This is a genomic window from Streptomyces sp. 7R007, from assembly GCF_054850255.1.
On sequence record NZ_JBTWMV010000005.1, the window covers coordinates 36,779 to 52,124 of the forward strand.

Genomic DNA, 15,346 nt, shown 5'->3' on the forward strand with positions numbered 1-15,346 from the left:
CAGGGAGAACGCGATGAAGAGCACCGGTCCCGAACCGACCACCCACAGCACCGAGGCCGACGCCCTCGCCTGGGCGCTCCTGGCCGAACTCATCGGCTGCACACCGACCTCGGCGGACGTACTGCCCCCGATGACACCGGCCGCCAACGACCGGGAGGGGGAGAACGGATGACGGCGACCACCCACCGGACCGGACCGGCGGCAGAGGACGCCGCGCCCCCCACCCCCTCCGTCCGCGACACCGCCGTCGCCGCGCAGGCCGCCGCCCGGCGGCTCGCGCTCACCACCGGCGGGGAGCGCGACGCGGCTCTGCTCGCCGTGGCCCGGGGACTGGTGTCGGCGGCGGGTGAGATCCTCGCCGCCAACGAGCGGGACGTGGCGGCCGCGCGGGCCGCCGGGCAGTCGGCCACCGTGCTCGACCGGCTCGCCCTCACCCGAGGGCACCTCGAAGGACTGGCCGGCACGGTGCGGGCGCTGGCGGAGCAGCCGGACCCGGTCGGGGAGAGCGTCAGCGGCGCGGTCATGCCCAACGGGCTGGACGTACGCCGCATCAGGGTGCCCCTCGGCGTGGTCGGCATGATCTACGAGGGCCGCCCGAACGTCACCGTCGACGCCGCCGCCCTCTGCCTCAAGAGCGCCAACGCCGCTCTCCTGCGCGGCTCTTCGACGGCCCGCCACACCAACGCGGCGCTGGTCGCGGCCATCCGCGAAGCCCTCGCGGGGAGCGCCGTCCCCGCGGACGCCGTCCAGCTCGTACCGGGCGCGAGCCATGCCTCCGTACACGAACTGATGTCCCTGCGCGGCCTCGTGGACGTCCTCGTCCCGCGCGGCGGACGCGAACTCATCCAGACCACGGTCCGCGACGCCGCCGTACCGGTCATCGAGACCGGCGTCGGCAACTGCCACGTGTACGTCGACCAACACGCCGACCTCGACAAGGCGTTGGCCATCCTGCTCAACGCCAAGACCCAGCGCCCCTCCGTGTGCAACGCCACCGAGTCGGTGCTGGTCCACGCGGCCGTCGCGGCCGAGTTCCTGCCCCGCGCCCTCGCGGCCCTGACCGAACGCGGCGTCCTCGTGCACGGCGACGAGCGCGTACGGCCCTTCCGCCCCGACGTGCTGCCCGCCACCGACGAGGACTGGGACCGCGAGTACCTGGCCCTCGAACTCGCCGCCGCCGTCGTCGACTCACTGGACGAGGCCGTCGACCACATCCGCCGCCACGGCAGCGGCCACACCGAGGCCATCGTCACCGACTCGCAGTCCGCGGCCCGCCGTTTCGTCGCCGCGCTGGACACCGCGGTCGTCGCCGTCAACGCCTCCACCCGCTTCGCCGACGGCGGTGAACTCGGGCTCGGCGCCGAACTCGGCATCTCCACCCAGAAACTCCACGCGCGCGGTCCCATGGGGGTGACCGCGCTGACCACCACCAAGTACGTCCTGGTGGGCGACGGTCACATCCGGGGCGGAGCGGCCGCCCCGCTGCCGTAGACGGGAGGCAGGTTCATGTACATACGCATCATCACCGAGACGAAGCAGGCGAGTCGGCTCGTCTACGAGGCCGAACGGCCCCGCGACCGGCAGAGCGCCCCGCAGGCCCCGTGGCTGGGTCTGGCCGGCGTCGACGAGGACCACCCCGCCGAGTCGCACATCGTCCGTGGCATCGACTAGGGCCTGCCCGGCGCCGAGCGCCGGACAGGCCCTGGCGGCGGTCATCCCAGCGGAGTGGCCGCCGTCCGCGGTGTTCCGCACCAGGTGCCGAGCATCGCGGGCACGTCGTCCACGGTGCCGGAGGCCGCCGCGACATAGCCGTCGGGCCGGACCAGCACCACCGCCGGCCAGTCGGGGCCCGGAAGCCCGGCCGTGGCGACCGCGCGCACCCGCCCCTCGTAGCCGGCCGTGCCGCCGGCCGCCGTCCAGCCCGTCGTGACCAGCAGGAAACGGCCGTCCCGCAGCAGGTGGTACGGGGAGACACGGCCCTCGGCGGTGACGAGATGCTCGTCCGGCAGCGGACGTCCCGCCCAGGAATGCTGCTCGGGCCCGCGCGCCGGATACGCGAGGGACGTCATCGCCATCCCCTCCCGCACCCGGCGGTGCAGCAGCGGCAGCGACAGCGCCGTCGCCATCCCGACCTTGCGCATCGCCCGCGCCGGCCGCGCCCGCAGCGACATGGCGCGCAGCATCAGGTCCGTACGGCGCAGCACGTCGGCGCCGACCGGATGCCGCTCCTCGTGATAGCTGTCGAGCAGCCACTCCGGCGCCCACCCGCGCACCGCCGCGGCGAGCTTCCAGCCGAGGTTGACGGCGTCCTGGACCCCCGTGTTGAGCCCCTGCCCGCCGGCCGGCGAGTGCACGTGCGCCGCGTCACCGACCAGGAAGACCCGGTCGACGCGGTACCGAGGCGCCTGCCGCTGGTGGCTGGAGAACCGCGACAGCCAGCGCGCCTCCACGAAGCCGAGCGTGCGCCGGCTGACGTAGCGCGTGCTGGAGGCGAGCTGCAGCAGCGACAGCGGTTCGCCGACCGGCACGTCGGTGAACCGGTGGTCGATGGTGATGACCCGGTGGTGGCCGTCGCGGAACGGGGTGCACAGCACCATGCCGCGCCGGGTGGAGACGATCTGCATCTGCGGCCCGAGCGGCTCCTTCAGCACCACGTCCCCGAGCATCACCGTCATCTCGTACGGCGACCCGGGGAACGGCTCGCCGAGCAGCCGCCGCACGGTGCTGCGGTGCCCGTCCGCGGCCACCAGGTAGCGGGCCCGCTCGGTACGCACCCGTCCGTCCGCGTCCCGCACCCGCACCTGGACGTGGTTCGGCTCCTGCCGTACGTCGACGACCTCGGCGGACCGGTCCACGGGTACGCCCATGCCGCGTACGGCGTCCTCCAGGACCTCCTCCGTCTCGTTCTGCGGAATGATGAGCAAGTAGGGGAAACGGGTGGGCAGTCGGTGCAGGTCGACCAGCCGTGTGTCCAGCCGGATCTCGGGCGAGCGGTAGCCGCGGGCCACCAGCGGCTCCGCCAGGCCCCGCGCGTCCAGCAGCTCCAGCGTGCGCGCGTGCAGGCCGAACGCCCGGGACCAGCCGGACCGTTCGGCCCGTCGCTCCAGCACGCGGCACCGCACCCCGGCCAGCGCGAGTTCGGCCGCCGTGACCAGCCCCGTGGGCCCGGCCCCGACGATCAGGACATCTTCCATGAGGTTCGCTCTCCTCTCTGGACTTGTGATGCTCGGAATTCCGGTAGCGGCGATGTGGGGGGGCGGGGGCTCGGGGAATCGGGGGTCGGGGGTCGGGGATTCTCTGGTGTCTGATACGGCAGTGGGGGATTCTCCTGTGGTCTGATACGGCGGTGGGGAGGGGGCAGGCCGAACCTGCCGACCGGCGGCGCGGGTTCAGCCGGCGGACGGCAACTCGCCGACGGGCGCGGCGGCTTGCACCGTGCCGCCGTGCGCGGGCCGGATCCGGACGCTGACCCGCCTGCGACGCTGGGCGGGAAGTCCGGCACGGGTCGCGCCCGGCAGCAGCACCAGGTCGTCCTGGTGGACCACCTCGCGGCCCGAACGCCCTCGCAGCAGAGCGAGTTCCTGGACGGCGAGCGAGGACAGCCCGCGGCCGACCACCCGCCCCTCCTCGTCCACCAGCTCCACCGGGTCACCGGCGACGAAGTGCCCCTCCACGCCGGCCACCCCCTCCGCGGGCAACGGGCCGCGGCCCTGGACCAGGGCGTGCACGGCGTGGTCGGTCAACTGCACGGTCCCGCGCGGGCTGCTGGCGTGTTCCAGCCACAGCAGATGGTCGGCGGTCCGGTCCCCGGTGCGATGGAACAGCGTCCCCGTCTCCCGCCCGGCGAGCGCGTCCGCGGCGTGCCGGGCGGCCGTCAGCACGACCGGGATGCCGGCGGCGGTGGCGATCCGCGCCGCCTCCACCTTGGTCACCATGCCCCCGGTGCCCACACCGGCGCTGCCCGCGCCGCCGATCTCCACGTCCCGCAGGTCCTCGGGCCCGCGCACCTCACCGAGCCGCCGGGCGCCCGGCCGGCGCGGATCGCCGTCGTAGAGGCCGTCGATGTCGGAGAGCAGCACCAGCAGGTCGGCCTTGACGAGATGGGCGACCAGCGCGGCGAGCCGGTCGTTGTCGCCGAACCGGATCTCCTGGGTGGCCACGGTGTCGTTCTCGTTGACGATCGGCATGGCGCCCATGGCCAGGACCTGGGCGAGGGCGCGGTAGGCGTTGCGGTACTGCGCACGGCGCCCCATGTCGTCGGCGGTGAGCAGCACTTGGCCCACCCGTAGGCCGTAACGGGCGAACGAGGCCGTGTAGCGGGCGACCAGCAGACCCTGCCCGACACAGGCCGCCGCCTGCTGCCGGGCCAGGTCGTCGGGCCGCTCGGTCAGCCCCAGCGGGGCGAGGCCCGCGGCGATGGCGCCCGAGGAGACCAGCACGATCTCCAGGCCCCGCAGCCGGGCCTGGGCGAGCACGTCCACCAGGGCGTCCACCCGGTCCGAGTCGAGGCCGCCGAGCGCCGTCGTCAGCGACGACGAGCCGACCTTCACCACGATCCGACGGGCCGTCAGAACGTCAGTCCGCATGCTCACTTCGCCGTCCTCGGGTCGGTTCATCGGACCGCCGCCACCTGCTGGACGCGGGCCGGACGCGGCCGTAGCTCCCGCAGCAGCGCGTGCACCGTCTCCACCACCAACACCGGCCGCTCGTACGGCAGATCGTGGGCCTGGCGCGGCACCGTCTGAAGCAGCGCGCCCGGGATCTCGTCGGCCAGCCGCGCGGCCTGCGCCGGCGGGGTGTAGCAGTCCTCCGCGCCGACCACGATCCGCGTGGGCACCCGGCCCAGCGCGGCCAGCCGGCCCGTGCAGTCGTGGGTGCTGAGGGCGGCGTAGAACTCGGCGACCGTCAGCGGCGGCAGCGCGCCCAGCGCCCGCGCGTCGGTGCGGATGCCCTCGCCCTGCCGTCCGGCACCGAACAGCGCGCGCCACGCCAGGGCGGTCGCCGGGTGCGACAGCGGACCGGTGAGCAGCCGGTGCACGGTACGGGCCCAGCCGGGGGAACGCAGCAGCCCCGCGGCGACCGCGCGCTGTCCGACCCGGGCCCGGCGCTGCGCGGGCCGCTCGTCGGGCGCGGCCGGTGCGGCCCCCACCTGGTCGAGGCACGTGGAGAACAGCCCGACGCCGGACACCCGCGCCTCGAACATCCCGGGCCGGGCCGCGGCGAGTTGCTGGATCGCCATGCCGCCCATGGAATGCCCCACCAGCAGCACGGGTCCGTCCAGCCCGGCGGTGGCCTCGGTCAGCACCCGGCCCAGGTCCCGCCCGAGCAGCGCCATGTCGAGCAGTGCGGTGCCGCGTGTGGAACGCCCGTGCCCGCGCTGGTCGTAACTGACCGTCCGCAGCGCCGGAAAGCCGGGCCGCGGCCGGGTGAGCGCGTCGATGTGCGGCCGCCAGCCCTGCGCGGACATCGTCCACCCGTGACTGAGCACGACGGTGGCACGGGCGTCCGTCCGCCCCTGCGTGTACACGGCGATCTTGGCCCCGTCGTCGGTGGTCACACTCCGGCACACCTGCCGGGCGGCCCCCACGGCAACCTCGCTCATGACGCCCGCTCAACTCCACCGACCCGCACCCAGCGCGGGCCGCGGGGTGCGGCGACCGGTGCGTCGGACGGGTCGGCCGTGGAGGGTTGCGGGGGCGTCGCTGGCGGCTCAGCGGCGTTCCCTACGTCCTGTGGTGAACTGGGCGCGGGCGAGGGGCCGTTGGCCGTACGGATGTCGTCCTCACGGACCACACGCTGACGGACCCAGCGCACACCGTCCTCACCCGAAGCCGGCCTGGCCGCACCGTCTCCGTACGTACGGCGTTCGGCCGCCTGAGCGAGCCGCGCAGCGGAACCAGGCCCGCGCACCATCCGCACGGGGTGCGGGTTCTCCGCCTGGGCTGGCCCGGCGGGCGGCTGGGGTTGCGGCCTGGCCGCATGAGCACGTGCGGCCAGTTCCTCCGGCCGCCGGTCGTCCGAGCGGACCTCGTCGACCTGCACCAGCGAATCCTGGGCCTGCCCCTCTCCGCTCTCCGCACTCGCCCCTGCGCCCCGGCCCAGAGGAACCTGTACGGCCCCCTCCGCTCGCCGGCTCTCCACCGTGCCGTCCCCCAAGCGGGTTTGCGACTGCGGACGTTGTGCCCGACGGCTCTCGGCCGTGCCGTCTCCCAACGGTGCCTGAACTCGTGCGTGTTGTTCCCGCCGGCTGTCCGCCAAGCCATCCCTCAAGGGGGTCTGGGGCAGTGGGCGGTGCACCCGCCGACTCTCCGTCGTGCCGCCTGCCAACGGGGCCTGGGCTTGGGGGCGTTGTGTCCGCCGGCTTTCCGCCGTGCCGTCTCCCAACGGGGCCTGCGCTTGCGGGCGTTGTACCCGCCGGCTTTCCGCCGTGCCGTCTCCCAACGGGACCTGAGCCTGCGGGCGTTGTGTCCGCCGGCTTTCCGCCGTGCCGTCTCCCAACGGGGCCTGCGCTTGCGGGCGTTGTACCCGCCGACTCTCCGCCGTGCCGTCTCCCAACGGGATCTGAGCCTGCGGGCATTGTGTCCGTTGGCTCTCCGCCGTGCCGCCTCCCAAGGGGTCCTGAGTCGGCGGGCGTTGTGCTCGTCGGTCCTCCGTCGTGCTGTCTCCCAACGACACCTGGGCTTGTGGGTGTTGTGGCCGTTGGCTTCCCACCGGACCGTCTCCCGTCGGCCCCTCCACCTGCGCGCGTTCCGCCCGCAGGCCGTCGGCCGGCCACTCGGCTCGCAGGGTCTCCGCCTGCCGGGCCACGACCTCCGCCACCGCACGACGGTTCTCGGCGCGCAGCTCCGCGGCCGAGTACTGGGCCCGCCGACTCTCCGCCCACCGGGCCTCGGCCCTTGTGATCGCGCGTCGGGTCTCCGTCGTCCGCCGTGCTCCGGTCTCCACGCTTGCGTGCCGGTCCTCTGACCGGGCGTCTTCGCTGGAGCCGCGCGCTCGTTGCGTCTCCGCCCGTCGGGTTGCGGCCTCCGCGCCCGCGCGCCAGCTCGCCGCTCGGTGCCGGCCCACCGGGCCCTCGCCCCGTCCGCTCTGGGCCCGCCCGGCACCGCTGTCGTCCCCGGGCCGCCGACTCTCGGCCTGTCCGGTCCCGACCTCGGCCTGCCCGGTTCCGACCTCCGCCTGCCCGGTCCCGGCCTCCACAAGCCCGGCTCCGACCTCCGCATCCCTACCGCGACCTCGGCTCTCCAGCTGCCGCGCCGCCCCCTCCGTCTCGCGGCTCGCGCGCTCCCGGTGAGGCGACGCGCCGCCCCGTTCAGGACGCCCGCCCTCCGCCTCCCGGCACCCGTTCCGAGCTGCGGGGCCCGCGGTGTCAGCCGCCGAGCCGACACTCCCAGCTGCGGGGCCCCCGGTGTCAGCCACCGGGTCGACACTCCGAGCTGCGGGGCCCGCGTTCTCGACCACCGGGTCGACCCTGCGAGCTGCCGGGGCGGCCGTCTCGACGGCCGGGCTGACACTCTGAGCACCCCGGCTCACGCCCTCGGCCACGCGGCTCACACGCTGAGCGGTACGGCTCACACCCTCAGCCGCCCCGCCCGCGCTCTCCGTCTGGCGCCCGCCGGCCCCGCGCCCCTGCCCGGCGGCCCCCTTCGCCAAGGTGAACCCCGGCATCCGGTGCACCGGACCCCGCGTGCACGCGAACGCGTACTCCGCGGTCCGCCATGCCTGTTGGACCTGGTTGAAGGAGAGGCCGAGGGCGCCGGCGATGCGGCCGGGAGCCCAGCCGTGGCGGCGCAGGAACCACACGTACGCGGGCCGCTCCCGGGGCGGCGCGCTGATCCTGCGCCCGCCGGCGGCGAGGAACGCGGCGAGTTCCCCGGCGATCTCGTCCAACGTGGCGGCGACGCGCAGCACTTCACGCCGTTCCCGCACGTTGAGCCCGCCCCAGATGCCGGTGCTTTCCTCCCGCAGCAGCGCCTCCCGCAGGCACTCCCGGGTCACCGGGCAACGCGCGCAGAGCCGCTTGGCGGTCGTCTCCCGCTCGGAGCCGTCCGTGCCGCCGGCCGGGGGGAAGAAGGTCTCGGGGTCGACGTCCCGACAGACCGCGCGTTCCACCCAGGGGTCAGTGTCCGCGCGGTGGCGCACTGGTGCGTACATGGCGGTCGGCCCTTTCTCGGGTGTGACGAGGCTGTCCGTGCGACCAGCTTAAACTCAACACCGGATGATTTCAATGAGTGTTGACTTCCTGGCCCGTGCAGCCCCCCGAAGCACAAATGTGGTTGAGACCTGGACGAACTGTGCCCGCTGTGTGATTCCACAGGCGTTGAAATTCGCCCTTGCCGGAGCCAACCGCTCTGCCGTACGGTCACGTTGGGGACACACTCCGGGGTCGCGAACCGCCCAGGGCTGTTCCTTGACGCACCTCGGGCCGTGCGAGCCGAGGCGTCGTCCGTCATGTCACTCCCCGGCGACGGAGAGCCTCGAAGACGTGCTGTGGGCCGTCCCGGGTGCCGGTGAGTACCGAGATTCAGGTTCTCGTTTTCGTTCCGCGCTTGCGAAAGGCGCTCCCAACGGGGGGAGCACGGTCAACACCGGGGGGTGTTCGGCGTGCGCAGATCTCCGTGGCGAGAGTCGCCGGGCAACGGCGCCAACCGTTGTCCGGGCGCGGTCAGATCGGGCGGGTGTGACCAGTCCGCACTTTCCCACAGGCTTCCCACTTTGGAGACGTCGTGTCAGTCGTCAGCGCTCCCGTCGTCGCTCTTCCCCGCCACCAGGTCAGTACCGACGAACTGCTGTACCGCATCGCCGAGTTGTACGAGGACCACCCCAGATGTGCGGACGTGATGCGCATCATCCGGGCCACCACGGTGCGCACACGCTGGTACACCCGCCCCCTGTCCGAGCAACTGCGCAAGGACTACTCGCTCGCGGAGCGGACCCGCGAGCACCTGCGGGACTGCCTGGAAGTCGCGGAGAGCGCGGCGCGAGCCTCGCTGCGAGAGGCCGGACTCGTGCCGTCCGACGTGGACGCGCTGGTCGTGGCCAGCGCCACCGGTCACACCATGCCGGGACTCGACGTCCTGCTGATGACGAGGCTGGGCCTGCGGTCGTCGGTGCGCCGTGTGCCGGTCTCCCAACTGGGCTGCTGCGGCGGTGTGTTCGGGCTCTCCATGGCCGGCGAGCTGGTCGCCGCCCGCCCGGATGCCACTGTTCTCGTCGTGTGCGCCGACGTGTTCAGCCACTACCTGCACCTGGCCGACGAGGGCATGGACGGCATGATCTTCAAGGGCATTCTGGGCGACGGGGCCGGGGCCTGCGTGGTCCGCGGCCAGGCGAGCGGCCCGCACATGGAGCTCACCGCGTCCTGGGAGTGCGTCCAGCCGAACAGCCACGGCATCGTCGGCACCCGCACGGCCGGCGACGGGTTGCACACGTACAACTCGCCGGGCCTGGTCACCTCGGTGCGCGGCGTCATGCCGAGGATGAGGGACTGGCTGGAGCGGACCGCGCCCGCCGGGACCGACGGCGCGCCGGAGTTCGTCGTCTCGCACACCGGAAGCCCCAAGGTGCTCGACACCCTCGTCGAGGGTCTCGGGTGCGCGCCCGAGATGTTCGACCCGGCCCGTGACTCGCTGCGCGAGGTCGGCAATCTCGGCTCCGCCTCGGTCCTGGAGGTGCTGGAGCGCACCTTCGCCAAGCCGCCGGCCGAGGGCGCGCAGGGTCTGGTGCTGGGCGTCGGCCCGGGTGTCTCCGTGATGGCGATGCGCACGGTGTGGCGGGACGGCGTCTGACAGGGACGCCCGAGCGCGAGGTGCCGGAACGTTCCAGCACCTCGCGCCACCGCCTGCGCCGTCGACATCAGGGGCCTCAACCCCCCGTCTTGCGGGCCTCGGAAACCGTTGTCCCCAGGGCGTCGGTTCACCGTTTCCGTAAGCCCGTAAGCCCGTAAGCCCGTAAGCCCGTAAGCCCGTAAGCCCGTAAGCCCGTATGCCCAAAAGCCCGTACGCCCGTAAGCCCGTGAGCCGTCCACGCCTCGTCCCGTCGACCCCGGCCGCCCAGCCGCCGTCATTCCGCCGGCTGTGCCTCCGACTGGCTGCGTGGCTCCAGCCTGGGCGACAGCCGCAGCTCCAGCGACGGCACGACCCAGGCGAGGAACTCCTCGAACGTCATGTCCGCGAGCGGGCTGATCTGCAGCACGTACCGCATGATGGCGAGCCCGGCCAAGTGACTGGAGGCCAGGGCCAGACGGATCTCGGAGTCGGGGTATTCCCGGTAACCGCTCCGGCTGGCCCAGGCCTTGGCGCTCGCCTCGACACGGGCCCTGAGGACGTCCGAGGTGGCGCTGTCGGCGAGACCCGCCCGGTAGATGGCGGTCATCGCGTAGCGGGTCCGCTCGTTCTCCCAGAAGTCCAGGTAGGTCCGGGCGATCCAGTCCGCCTCCGAAGTGCCCGCCTGCTCCTCGGGCATGGTGTCGAAGGCCATCGAGACGCTGAAGGGCGAGTTGATGGCGGCGTTGAAGACCCCCTCCTTGTTGTCGAAGAAGTGGTGCACCAACGCCGGGTCCACCTGGGCGTCCTCGGCGATCGCGCGGATCGTCGTCCGTGCGTATCCGCGGTCCGCGAACAGATGGAGCGCCGACTCCAGGATCTGTTCGCGCGTGCCGCTGTCGCCGGGGCGGCGCCCGCTGCGGGCGCGCTGGGGGCGCGGCTTGCGCGCACCGGAGTTCGCGGTGTGCGAGGCCGGGGTGGACTTTCGGGCAGGAGTGGCGGAACCGTCCGCTCGCCTGGATGTCATGAGATCACTGCACTTCACGGGGGCTTACCGGCAGGTAATTCACTACACGATGAAAACATCCTATCAGGCGGGACGCCGGGATTCCATCCACAGGTCGGGCTCGGGAAACCTCTGGTTCGCGCCGTCGCTCGGCGCGCCGGGAGTCGGTGACAGCCTGATCGTCGCCATGTCGTCGCTCCGTCGTCGCCCGACGTCAGTCCGCGGTGGGGGCCGCCAGTAGCGTATCCCGCAGGGCCGGGGTGATCGTCGCGATGACCGTCTCGATGTCCAGGGACGCCACGGCCTTGACCCCCAGCAGATGCCGGACGATCGCCGTCCCGCCGAGCTGGGCGCCGAAGAGGGCGGTGCGCACCTCGGGGGTGTCGCCGCCCAGTTCCTGGTCCACCATCGAGTTCAGCGTCTCCGCGATGCGGGTGCGCAGGACCGCCGAGGCCTCCTTGTCGGACAGTCCGATCCGGTACACCTCCACCAGCGGGGACTCGCCCTCCTCGCCCTGCTCCCACAGGTTCAGGTAGAGGCGGGCGAGACGGACGGGCAGGTCGTCGTCGATGCCCTCGGCGACGGCGGGGGCCAGCAGCCCGGCCACCCTGACGGTCCGTTCGATCAGCGCGCCGTAGACGGCCGCCTTGTCGGGGAGCAGGTCGCGGGCGTAGTCGGCGTCGAAACCGGCTTCCTTGGCGATGTCCGCGTAGTCGGTCTGCCGGTAGCCGCGTTCGGTGAACAGGGTGCGACCCGCGGAGATCAGGGACTGGGTCGCCTCGGCCCTGGCCTCTGCCGCGCTCGCGTCGCTGATGGCGGTCATGTCTGCAACTCCCGTTGGGTGGACGTCCGGACGGCGCCTCGGTGCGCCGCCATCGTAGAATTCACTCGCAAGTGAACTCCCTCCATGTTGAATTAGTCAAGCGCCTCTGCGATGATTTCAACGCATGGTGAGTTATGTAGGGCTCGCCGCTGCCCGAGGAGGAATCGTGCAGTCCATCGGCATCACCGGAGTGGGCTCGTACCTGCCCGAGACGGTCATCAGCAACGAGGAGATCGGGCACGGCGCCGGCGTGACCGACGAGTGGATCGTCCGCAAGACCGGCATCCGCGAGCGGCGCCGCGCCGCTCCCCACGAGGCCACCTCCGACCTGGCCGCCCTGGCCGCCGAACGCGCCCTGAAGCGCGCGGGTCTGACGGCGGATCAACTGGCCTACGTCGTCGTGGCGACGTCCACCCCCGACCACCCGCAACCCGCCACGGCCGCGCTCGTCCAGGACCGGATCGGCGCCGCCCGCGCCGCCGCCTTCGACGTCAACGCGGTCTGCAGCGGCTTCGTCTACGCCCTGAAGACCGTGGAGAAGCTGCTCGCCGCGGCCGGCCCCGGCGAACCGCGGCACGGCCTGGTCATCGGCGCGGACATCTACTCCCGCATCCTCGACTACAGCGACCGCCGCACCGCCGCCCTCTTCGGCGACGGCGCCGGAGCGGTCGTGCTGGGGCCGGTCGGCGCGGGCCAGGGTCTCAGGCACATCTCCCTGGTCTCACGCGGCGACGCCCACCAGCTCATCCGGGTCGACGCCGGCGGCAGCCGCCGGCCGGCCTCGCCGAGCACCGTGACCGAGGGCGGGCACTACTTCCGCATGGACGGACGGGGCGTGCGCTCCTTCGTACAGCGGACCTTGCCGTACGAGATCGAGCGCCTGCTGCGCGCCTCGGCCGTACTGCCGGACGCCGTCCACCACTTCGTGCCGCACCAGGCCAACGGCATCATGCTCGCCGAGCTCTGGCCCGAGCTCGGCCTGCACCGCGCCGCCCTCCATCTGACGCTGGAGCGGTACGCCAACACCGGTGCCGCCTCCGTGCCCGTCACCCTGGCCGAGATGGACCGCACGGGCGCCGTCGCCCCCGGCGAACTCGTCGTGCTCGCCGCGTTCGGCGGCGGGATGAGCGTCGGCACGGCGCTGCTGGAGTGGACCATGGGCGGCGCCTCGGCGGCGGCGGACGCGCACAGCGCCGTGCCCCAACTCCTCACGGCGGGCGGGACGTTCTCGCCGCTGGCGTCATGACGGCCGACGTGCCCGCCACGGGCATCCACGGCCGCAGCGCCGCGCTCAGGGCGCTGAAGGAGGAGATCGAGCAGGGCCCGGACGAGAAGTCCACGGCCGCCCAGCACGCCAAGGGCAAGCTCACCGCCCGCGAACGCATCGCGCTGCTGCTGGACGAGGGCAGCTTCCAGGAGGCGGAGCCGCTGCGCCGGCACCGGGCGACCGGGTTCGGCCTGGAGGACAAGAAGCCGTACACCGACGGTGTGATCACCGGCTGGGGCACCGTGCACGGCCGGACCGTCTTCGTCTACGCCCACGACTTCCGCATCTTCGGCGGCGCCCTCGGCGAGGCCCACGCCGAGAAGATCCACCGCATCATGGACCGCGCCATGGCCGCCGGCGCCCCCCTGGTCTCGCTCAACGACGGCGCGGGCGCCCGTATCCAGGAAGGCGTCACGGCACTCGCCGGCTACGGCGGCATCTTCAGCCGCAACACCCGCGCCTCCGGGGTGATTCCGCAGATCAGCGTGATGCTCGGCCCGTGCGCGGGAGGTGCCGCGTACTCGCCTGCCCTGACGGACTTCGTCTTCATGGTGCGCGAGACCTCGCAGATGTTCATCACCGGCCCGGACGTCGTCCAGGCGGTCACCGGCGAACGGATCTCCATCGGCGGCCTCGGCGGCGCGGACGTGCACGCGGAGGTCTCGGGCGTCGCGCACTTCGCCTACGACGACGAGGAGACGTGCATCGAGGAGGTGCGCTACCTCCTGTCCCTGCTGCCGCAGAACAACCGCGAGACACCCCCCGCCGTACCGGCCGAGGACCCCGTCGACCGCGGCTGCGAGCCCCTGCTCGACATCGTGCCCGCCGACGGCAACCGCCCCTACGACATGCGGCGCGTGGTCGAGGAGATCGTCGACGACGGCGAGTTCCTGGAGATCCACGAGCGGTGGGCGGCCAACGTCATCTGCGCCCTGGCCCGGCTCGGCGGCCAGGTGGTCGGCATCGTCGCCAACCAGCCGCTCGTCCAGGCCGGCGTCCTCGACATCGACGCCAGCGAGAAGGCGGCCCGCTTCGTGCAGATGTGCGACGCGTTCAACATCCCGCTGGTCACCCTGGTCGACGTGCCCGGCTTCCTGCCCGGAGTCTCCCAGGAACACAACGGCATCATCCGGCGCGGCGCGAAACTGCTCTACGCCTACTGCAACGCGACCGTCCCCCGCATCTCCCTCATCCTGCGCAAGGCCTACGGCGGCGCGTACATCGTCATGGACTCCCGCTCGGTCGGCGCGGACCTCTCCTACGCCTGGCCGACCAACGAGATCGCGGTGATGGGCGCGGAGGGCGCGGCCAACGTCATCTTCCGCCGCCGTATCAAGTCCGCCGACGACCCCGACGCGATGCGCCGCCAGCTGGTCAAGGAGTACCAGGCCGAGCTGATGCACCCGTACTACGCCGCCGAACGCGGCCTGCTCGACGACGTCTTGGACCCGGTCGACACCCGCCGCGTCCTCATCGAGTCGCTGCGCATGCTGCGCACCAAGCACGCGGAGCTCGCGGCCCGCAAACACGGCAACCCACCCCAGTAGCCGTCTGTCTGAAGGAGCATCAGATGACAACACCCACCACCGTCACGTCCGAGCCGTTGGTGCGGGTGGTCCGCGGCGGCGAACTGGCCGCCGACGAACTCGCCGCCCTGACCGCGGTCCTGCTCTCCCGCGCGGCCGCGGCGCCGGAGGAGGGGGAGGCGGAGGAGACAGTACGGGTCGTGCCCCTGTGGGAGCGGCCGGCGCCGTCGGTGCCGTACCGCTCGCCGGTGAGCTGGCGCAACTGACGGCGCCGGGGCGCCCGTTGCCGTGCTGGACGGCGACGGGCGCCGGCGTGTTCAGACGCGCTCGACGGCGTGCAGGGCGAGGGCGGTGCGCATGGAGGGGGCGACGAGCTCGGCCAGCGCGGGCACGGAGAGGTCGGCGATCGGGCGCAGGCGCAGCACGTACCGGGTGAACGCCACGCCGAGCAGCTGCGCGGCCAGCAGTCCACTGCCGGCGGCGGCCTGTTCCGCGCCGAGGACGCCGGTCAGGCTGCTGGCGAACTGCTCGTGCAGCATGTGCCGCAGGCGTTCGGCGGCGCGCTCGTTGGTGGCGGCGCAACGCAGCAGCAGGCGCAGGGAGCCTTCGTCGGAGTCGTTCTCCCAGGGCGCGAGGAAGTGCGCGATGAGGGTCTGCGGCAGCCGGTCCGGGTCGGTGCCGGCCAGGTCGGGCAGGCCCAGGTCGAAGTCGAGAGCGGCGTCGAAGAGCTGCTCCTTGCTGCCGAAGTAACGCATCACCATGGACGGATCGATGGCGGCGTCGGCGGCGATGGCCCTGATCGTGGCCCGCTGGTACCCATCGGCCGCGAACCGCACCCGGGCGGCCCGCAGAATCGCCTCACGCGTCCGCCGTGAACGGGGCGAAACGGGTTGGGTCATGACGAGACCCCTTTCCTCTGACGCCCACGCGGGACGCCGCGTCCGATCACTGAGACCACCCGCT

General features: G+C 72.8%; 14 protein-coding genes. 7 read left to right on the top strand and 7 right to left on the bottom strand.

Annotation, left to right across the window (positions count from 1 at the left end):
* The first annotated feature begins 13 nt into the window (after positions 1-13).
* From ACYF6T_RS08515 to ACYF6T_RS08525, 3 genes are read left to right on the top strand one after another with little or no spacing between them, the layout of a single operon-like run.
* On the top strand, positions 14-172 hold the full coding sequence (locus ACYF6T_RS08515; RefSeq protein WP_461694812.1) for a hypothetical protein: 159 nt from the start codon (positions 14-16) through the stop codon (positions 170-172).
* Positions 169-1,491: a glutamate-5-semialdehyde dehydrogenase gene (locus ACYF6T_RS08520; RefSeq protein WP_461694813.1), complete on the top strand. Its 1,323-nt coding sequence runs from the start codon at positions 169-171 to the stop codon at positions 1,489-1,491. The genes ACYF6T_RS08515 and ACYF6T_RS08520 overlap by 4 nt, the downstream gene beginning before the upstream one ends.
* 15 nt (positions 1,492-1,506) lie before the next feature.
* Positions 1,507-1,671 carry a hypothetical protein gene (locus ACYF6T_RS08525; protein ID WP_461694815.1) on the top strand — a complete coding sequence of 55 codons (165 nt, stop codon included), beginning with the start codon at positions 1,507-1,509 and terminating at the stop codon, positions 1,669-1,671.
* Between the two features lie 41 nt (positions 1,672-1,712).
* Here ACYF6T_RS08525 and ACYF6T_RS08530 read toward each other — a convergent pair whose 3' ends face one another.
* From ACYF6T_RS08530 to ACYF6T_RS08545, 4 genes are all read right to left on the bottom strand, one after another.
* Positions 1,713-3,194 (bottom strand): FAD-dependent monooxygenase, encoded by a 1,482-nt coding sequence (locus ACYF6T_RS08530; protein WP_461694816.1) that lies wholly within the window; start codon positions 3,192-3,194, stop codon positions 1,713-1,715.
* Between the two features lie 195 nt (positions 3,195-3,389).
* On the bottom strand, positions 3,390-4,586 hold the full coding sequence (proB, locus tag ACYF6T_RS08535) for a glutamate 5-kinase (protein ID WP_461694818.1): 1,197 nt from the start codon (positions 4,584-4,586) through the stop codon (positions 3,390-3,392).
* A 26-nt stretch (positions 4,587-4,612) separates the two neighbouring features.
* Positions 4,613-5,602 carry an alpha/beta fold hydrolase gene (locus tag ACYF6T_RS08540; RefSeq protein ID WP_461694820.1) on the bottom strand — a complete coding sequence of 330 codons (990 nt, stop codon included), beginning with the start codon at positions 5,600-5,602 and terminating at the stop codon, positions 4,613-4,615.
* Positions 5,599-8,151: a WhiB family transcriptional regulator gene (locus tag ACYF6T_RS08545; RefSeq protein ID WP_461694821.1), complete on the bottom strand. Its 2,553-nt coding sequence runs from the start codon at positions 8,149-8,151 to the stop codon at positions 5,599-5,601. The genes ACYF6T_RS08540 and ACYF6T_RS08545 overlap by 4 nt, the downstream gene beginning before the upstream one ends.
* A 572-nt stretch (positions 8,152-8,723) precedes the next feature.
* On the opposite strand from ACYF6T_RS08545, the gene ACYF6T_RS08550 reads away from it, so the two are divergent.
* Complete coding sequence (locus tag ACYF6T_RS08550) at positions 8,724-9,785, top strand: PhlD (RefSeq protein WP_461694822.1); 1,062 nt, start codon at positions 8,724-8,726, stop codon at positions 9,783-9,785.
* Positions 9,786-10,059: 274 nt separating this feature from the next.
* On the opposite strand, the gene ACYF6T_RS08555 is transcribed toward ACYF6T_RS08550, so the two are convergent.
* Both ACYF6T_RS08555 and ACYF6T_RS08560 read right to left on the bottom strand, forming a co-directional pair.
* Positions 10,060-10,788: a TetR/AcrR family transcriptional regulator gene (locus ACYF6T_RS08555; RefSeq protein WP_461694823.1), complete on the bottom strand. Its 729-nt coding sequence runs from the start codon at positions 10,786-10,788 to the stop codon at positions 10,060-10,062.
* Between the two features lie 193 nt (positions 10,789-10,981).
* Complete coding sequence (locus tag ACYF6T_RS08560; protein WP_461694825.1) at positions 10,982-11,590, bottom strand: TetR/AcrR family transcriptional regulator; 609 nt, start codon at positions 11,588-11,590, stop codon at positions 10,982-10,984.
* A 166-nt stretch (positions 11,591-11,756) separates the two neighbouring features.
* Between ACYF6T_RS08560 and ACYF6T_RS08565 the strand changes: the two genes are divergently transcribed.
* From ACYF6T_RS08565 to ACYF6T_RS08575, 3 genes are read left to right on the top strand one after another with little or no spacing between them, the layout of a single operon-like run.
* Positions 11,757-12,836, top strand: coding sequence for a 3-oxoacyl-ACP synthase III family protein (locus ACYF6T_RS08565; RefSeq protein ID WP_461694826.1), 1,080 nt, complete (start codon positions 11,757-11,759; stop codon positions 12,834-12,836).
* Positions 12,833-14,404 carry an acyl-CoA carboxylase subunit beta gene (locus ACYF6T_RS08570; RefSeq protein WP_461694827.1) on the top strand — a complete coding sequence of 524 codons (1,572 nt, stop codon included), beginning with the start codon at positions 12,833-12,835 and terminating at the stop codon, positions 14,402-14,404. The genes ACYF6T_RS08565 and ACYF6T_RS08570 overlap by 4 nt, the downstream gene beginning before the upstream one ends.
* 23 nt (positions 14,405-14,427) lie before the next feature.
* A complete protein-coding gene (locus ACYF6T_RS08575; protein WP_461694829.1) occupies positions 14,428-14,649 on the top strand; it encodes an acyl-CoA carboxylase epsilon subunit in 222 nt (73 codons plus the stop codon).
* Positions 14,650-14,700: 51 nt separating this feature from the next.
* Here the strand turns inward: ACYF6T_RS08575 and ACYF6T_RS08580 are convergent, their stop codons facing one another.
* Positions 14,701-15,282, bottom strand: a complete 582-nt coding sequence (locus ACYF6T_RS08580) for a TetR/AcrR family transcriptional regulator (protein WP_461694831.1) — start codon at positions 15,280-15,282, stop codon at positions 14,701-14,703.
* Positions 15,283-15,346: the final 64 nt, after the last annotated feature.

Excerpts from the sequence above, each read along its gene's own strand:
- ACYF6T_RS08575 (WP_461694829.1), top strand. The coding sequence starts at position 14,428 with ATGACAACACCCACCACCGTCACGTCCGAGCCGTTGGTGCGGGTGGTC.
- ACYF6T_RS08560 (WP_461694825.1), bottom strand. The coding sequence starts at position 11,590 with ATGACCGCCATCAGCGACGCGAGCGCGGCAGAGGCCAGGGCCGAGGCG.
- ACYF6T_RS08580 (WP_461694831.1), bottom strand. The coding sequence starts at position 15,282 with ATGACCCAACCCGTTTCGCCCCGTTCACGGCGGACGCGTGAGGCGATT.
- ACYF6T_RS08570 (WP_461694827.1), top strand. The coding sequence starts at position 12,833 with ATGACGGCCGACGTGCCCGCCACGGGCATCCACGGCCGCAGCGCCGCG.
- ACYF6T_RS08530 (WP_461694816.1), bottom strand. The coding sequence starts at position 3,194 with ATGGAAGATGTCCTGATCGTCGGGGCCGGGCCCACGGGGCTGGTCACG.
- proB (WP_461694818.1), bottom strand. The coding sequence starts at position 4,586 with ATGCGGACTGACGTTCTGACGGCCCGTCGGATCGTGGTGAAGGTCGGC.
- ACYF6T_RS08520 (WP_461694813.1), top strand. The coding sequence starts at position 169 with ATGACGGCGACCACCCACCGGACCGGACCGGCGGCAGAGGACGCCGCG.
- ACYF6T_RS08525 (WP_461694815.1), top strand. The coding sequence starts at position 1,507 with ATGTACATACGCATCATCACCGAGACGAAGCAGGCGAGTCGGCTCGTC.
- ACYF6T_RS08515 (WP_461694812.1), top strand. The coding sequence starts at position 14 with ATGAAGAGCACCGGTCCCGAACCGACCACCCACAGCACCGAGGCCGAC.
- ACYF6T_RS08555 (WP_461694823.1), bottom strand. The coding sequence starts at position 10,788 with ATGACATCCAGGCGAGCGGACGGTTCCGCCACTCCTGCCCGAAAGTCC.
- ACYF6T_RS08540 (WP_461694820.1), bottom strand. The coding sequence starts at position 5,602 with ATGAGCGAGGTTGCCGTGGGGGCCGCCCGGCAGGTGTGCCGGAGTGTG.
- ACYF6T_RS08545 (WP_461694821.1), bottom strand. The coding sequence starts at position 8,151 with ATGTACGCACCAGTGCGCCACCGCGCGGACACTGACCCCTGGGTGGAA.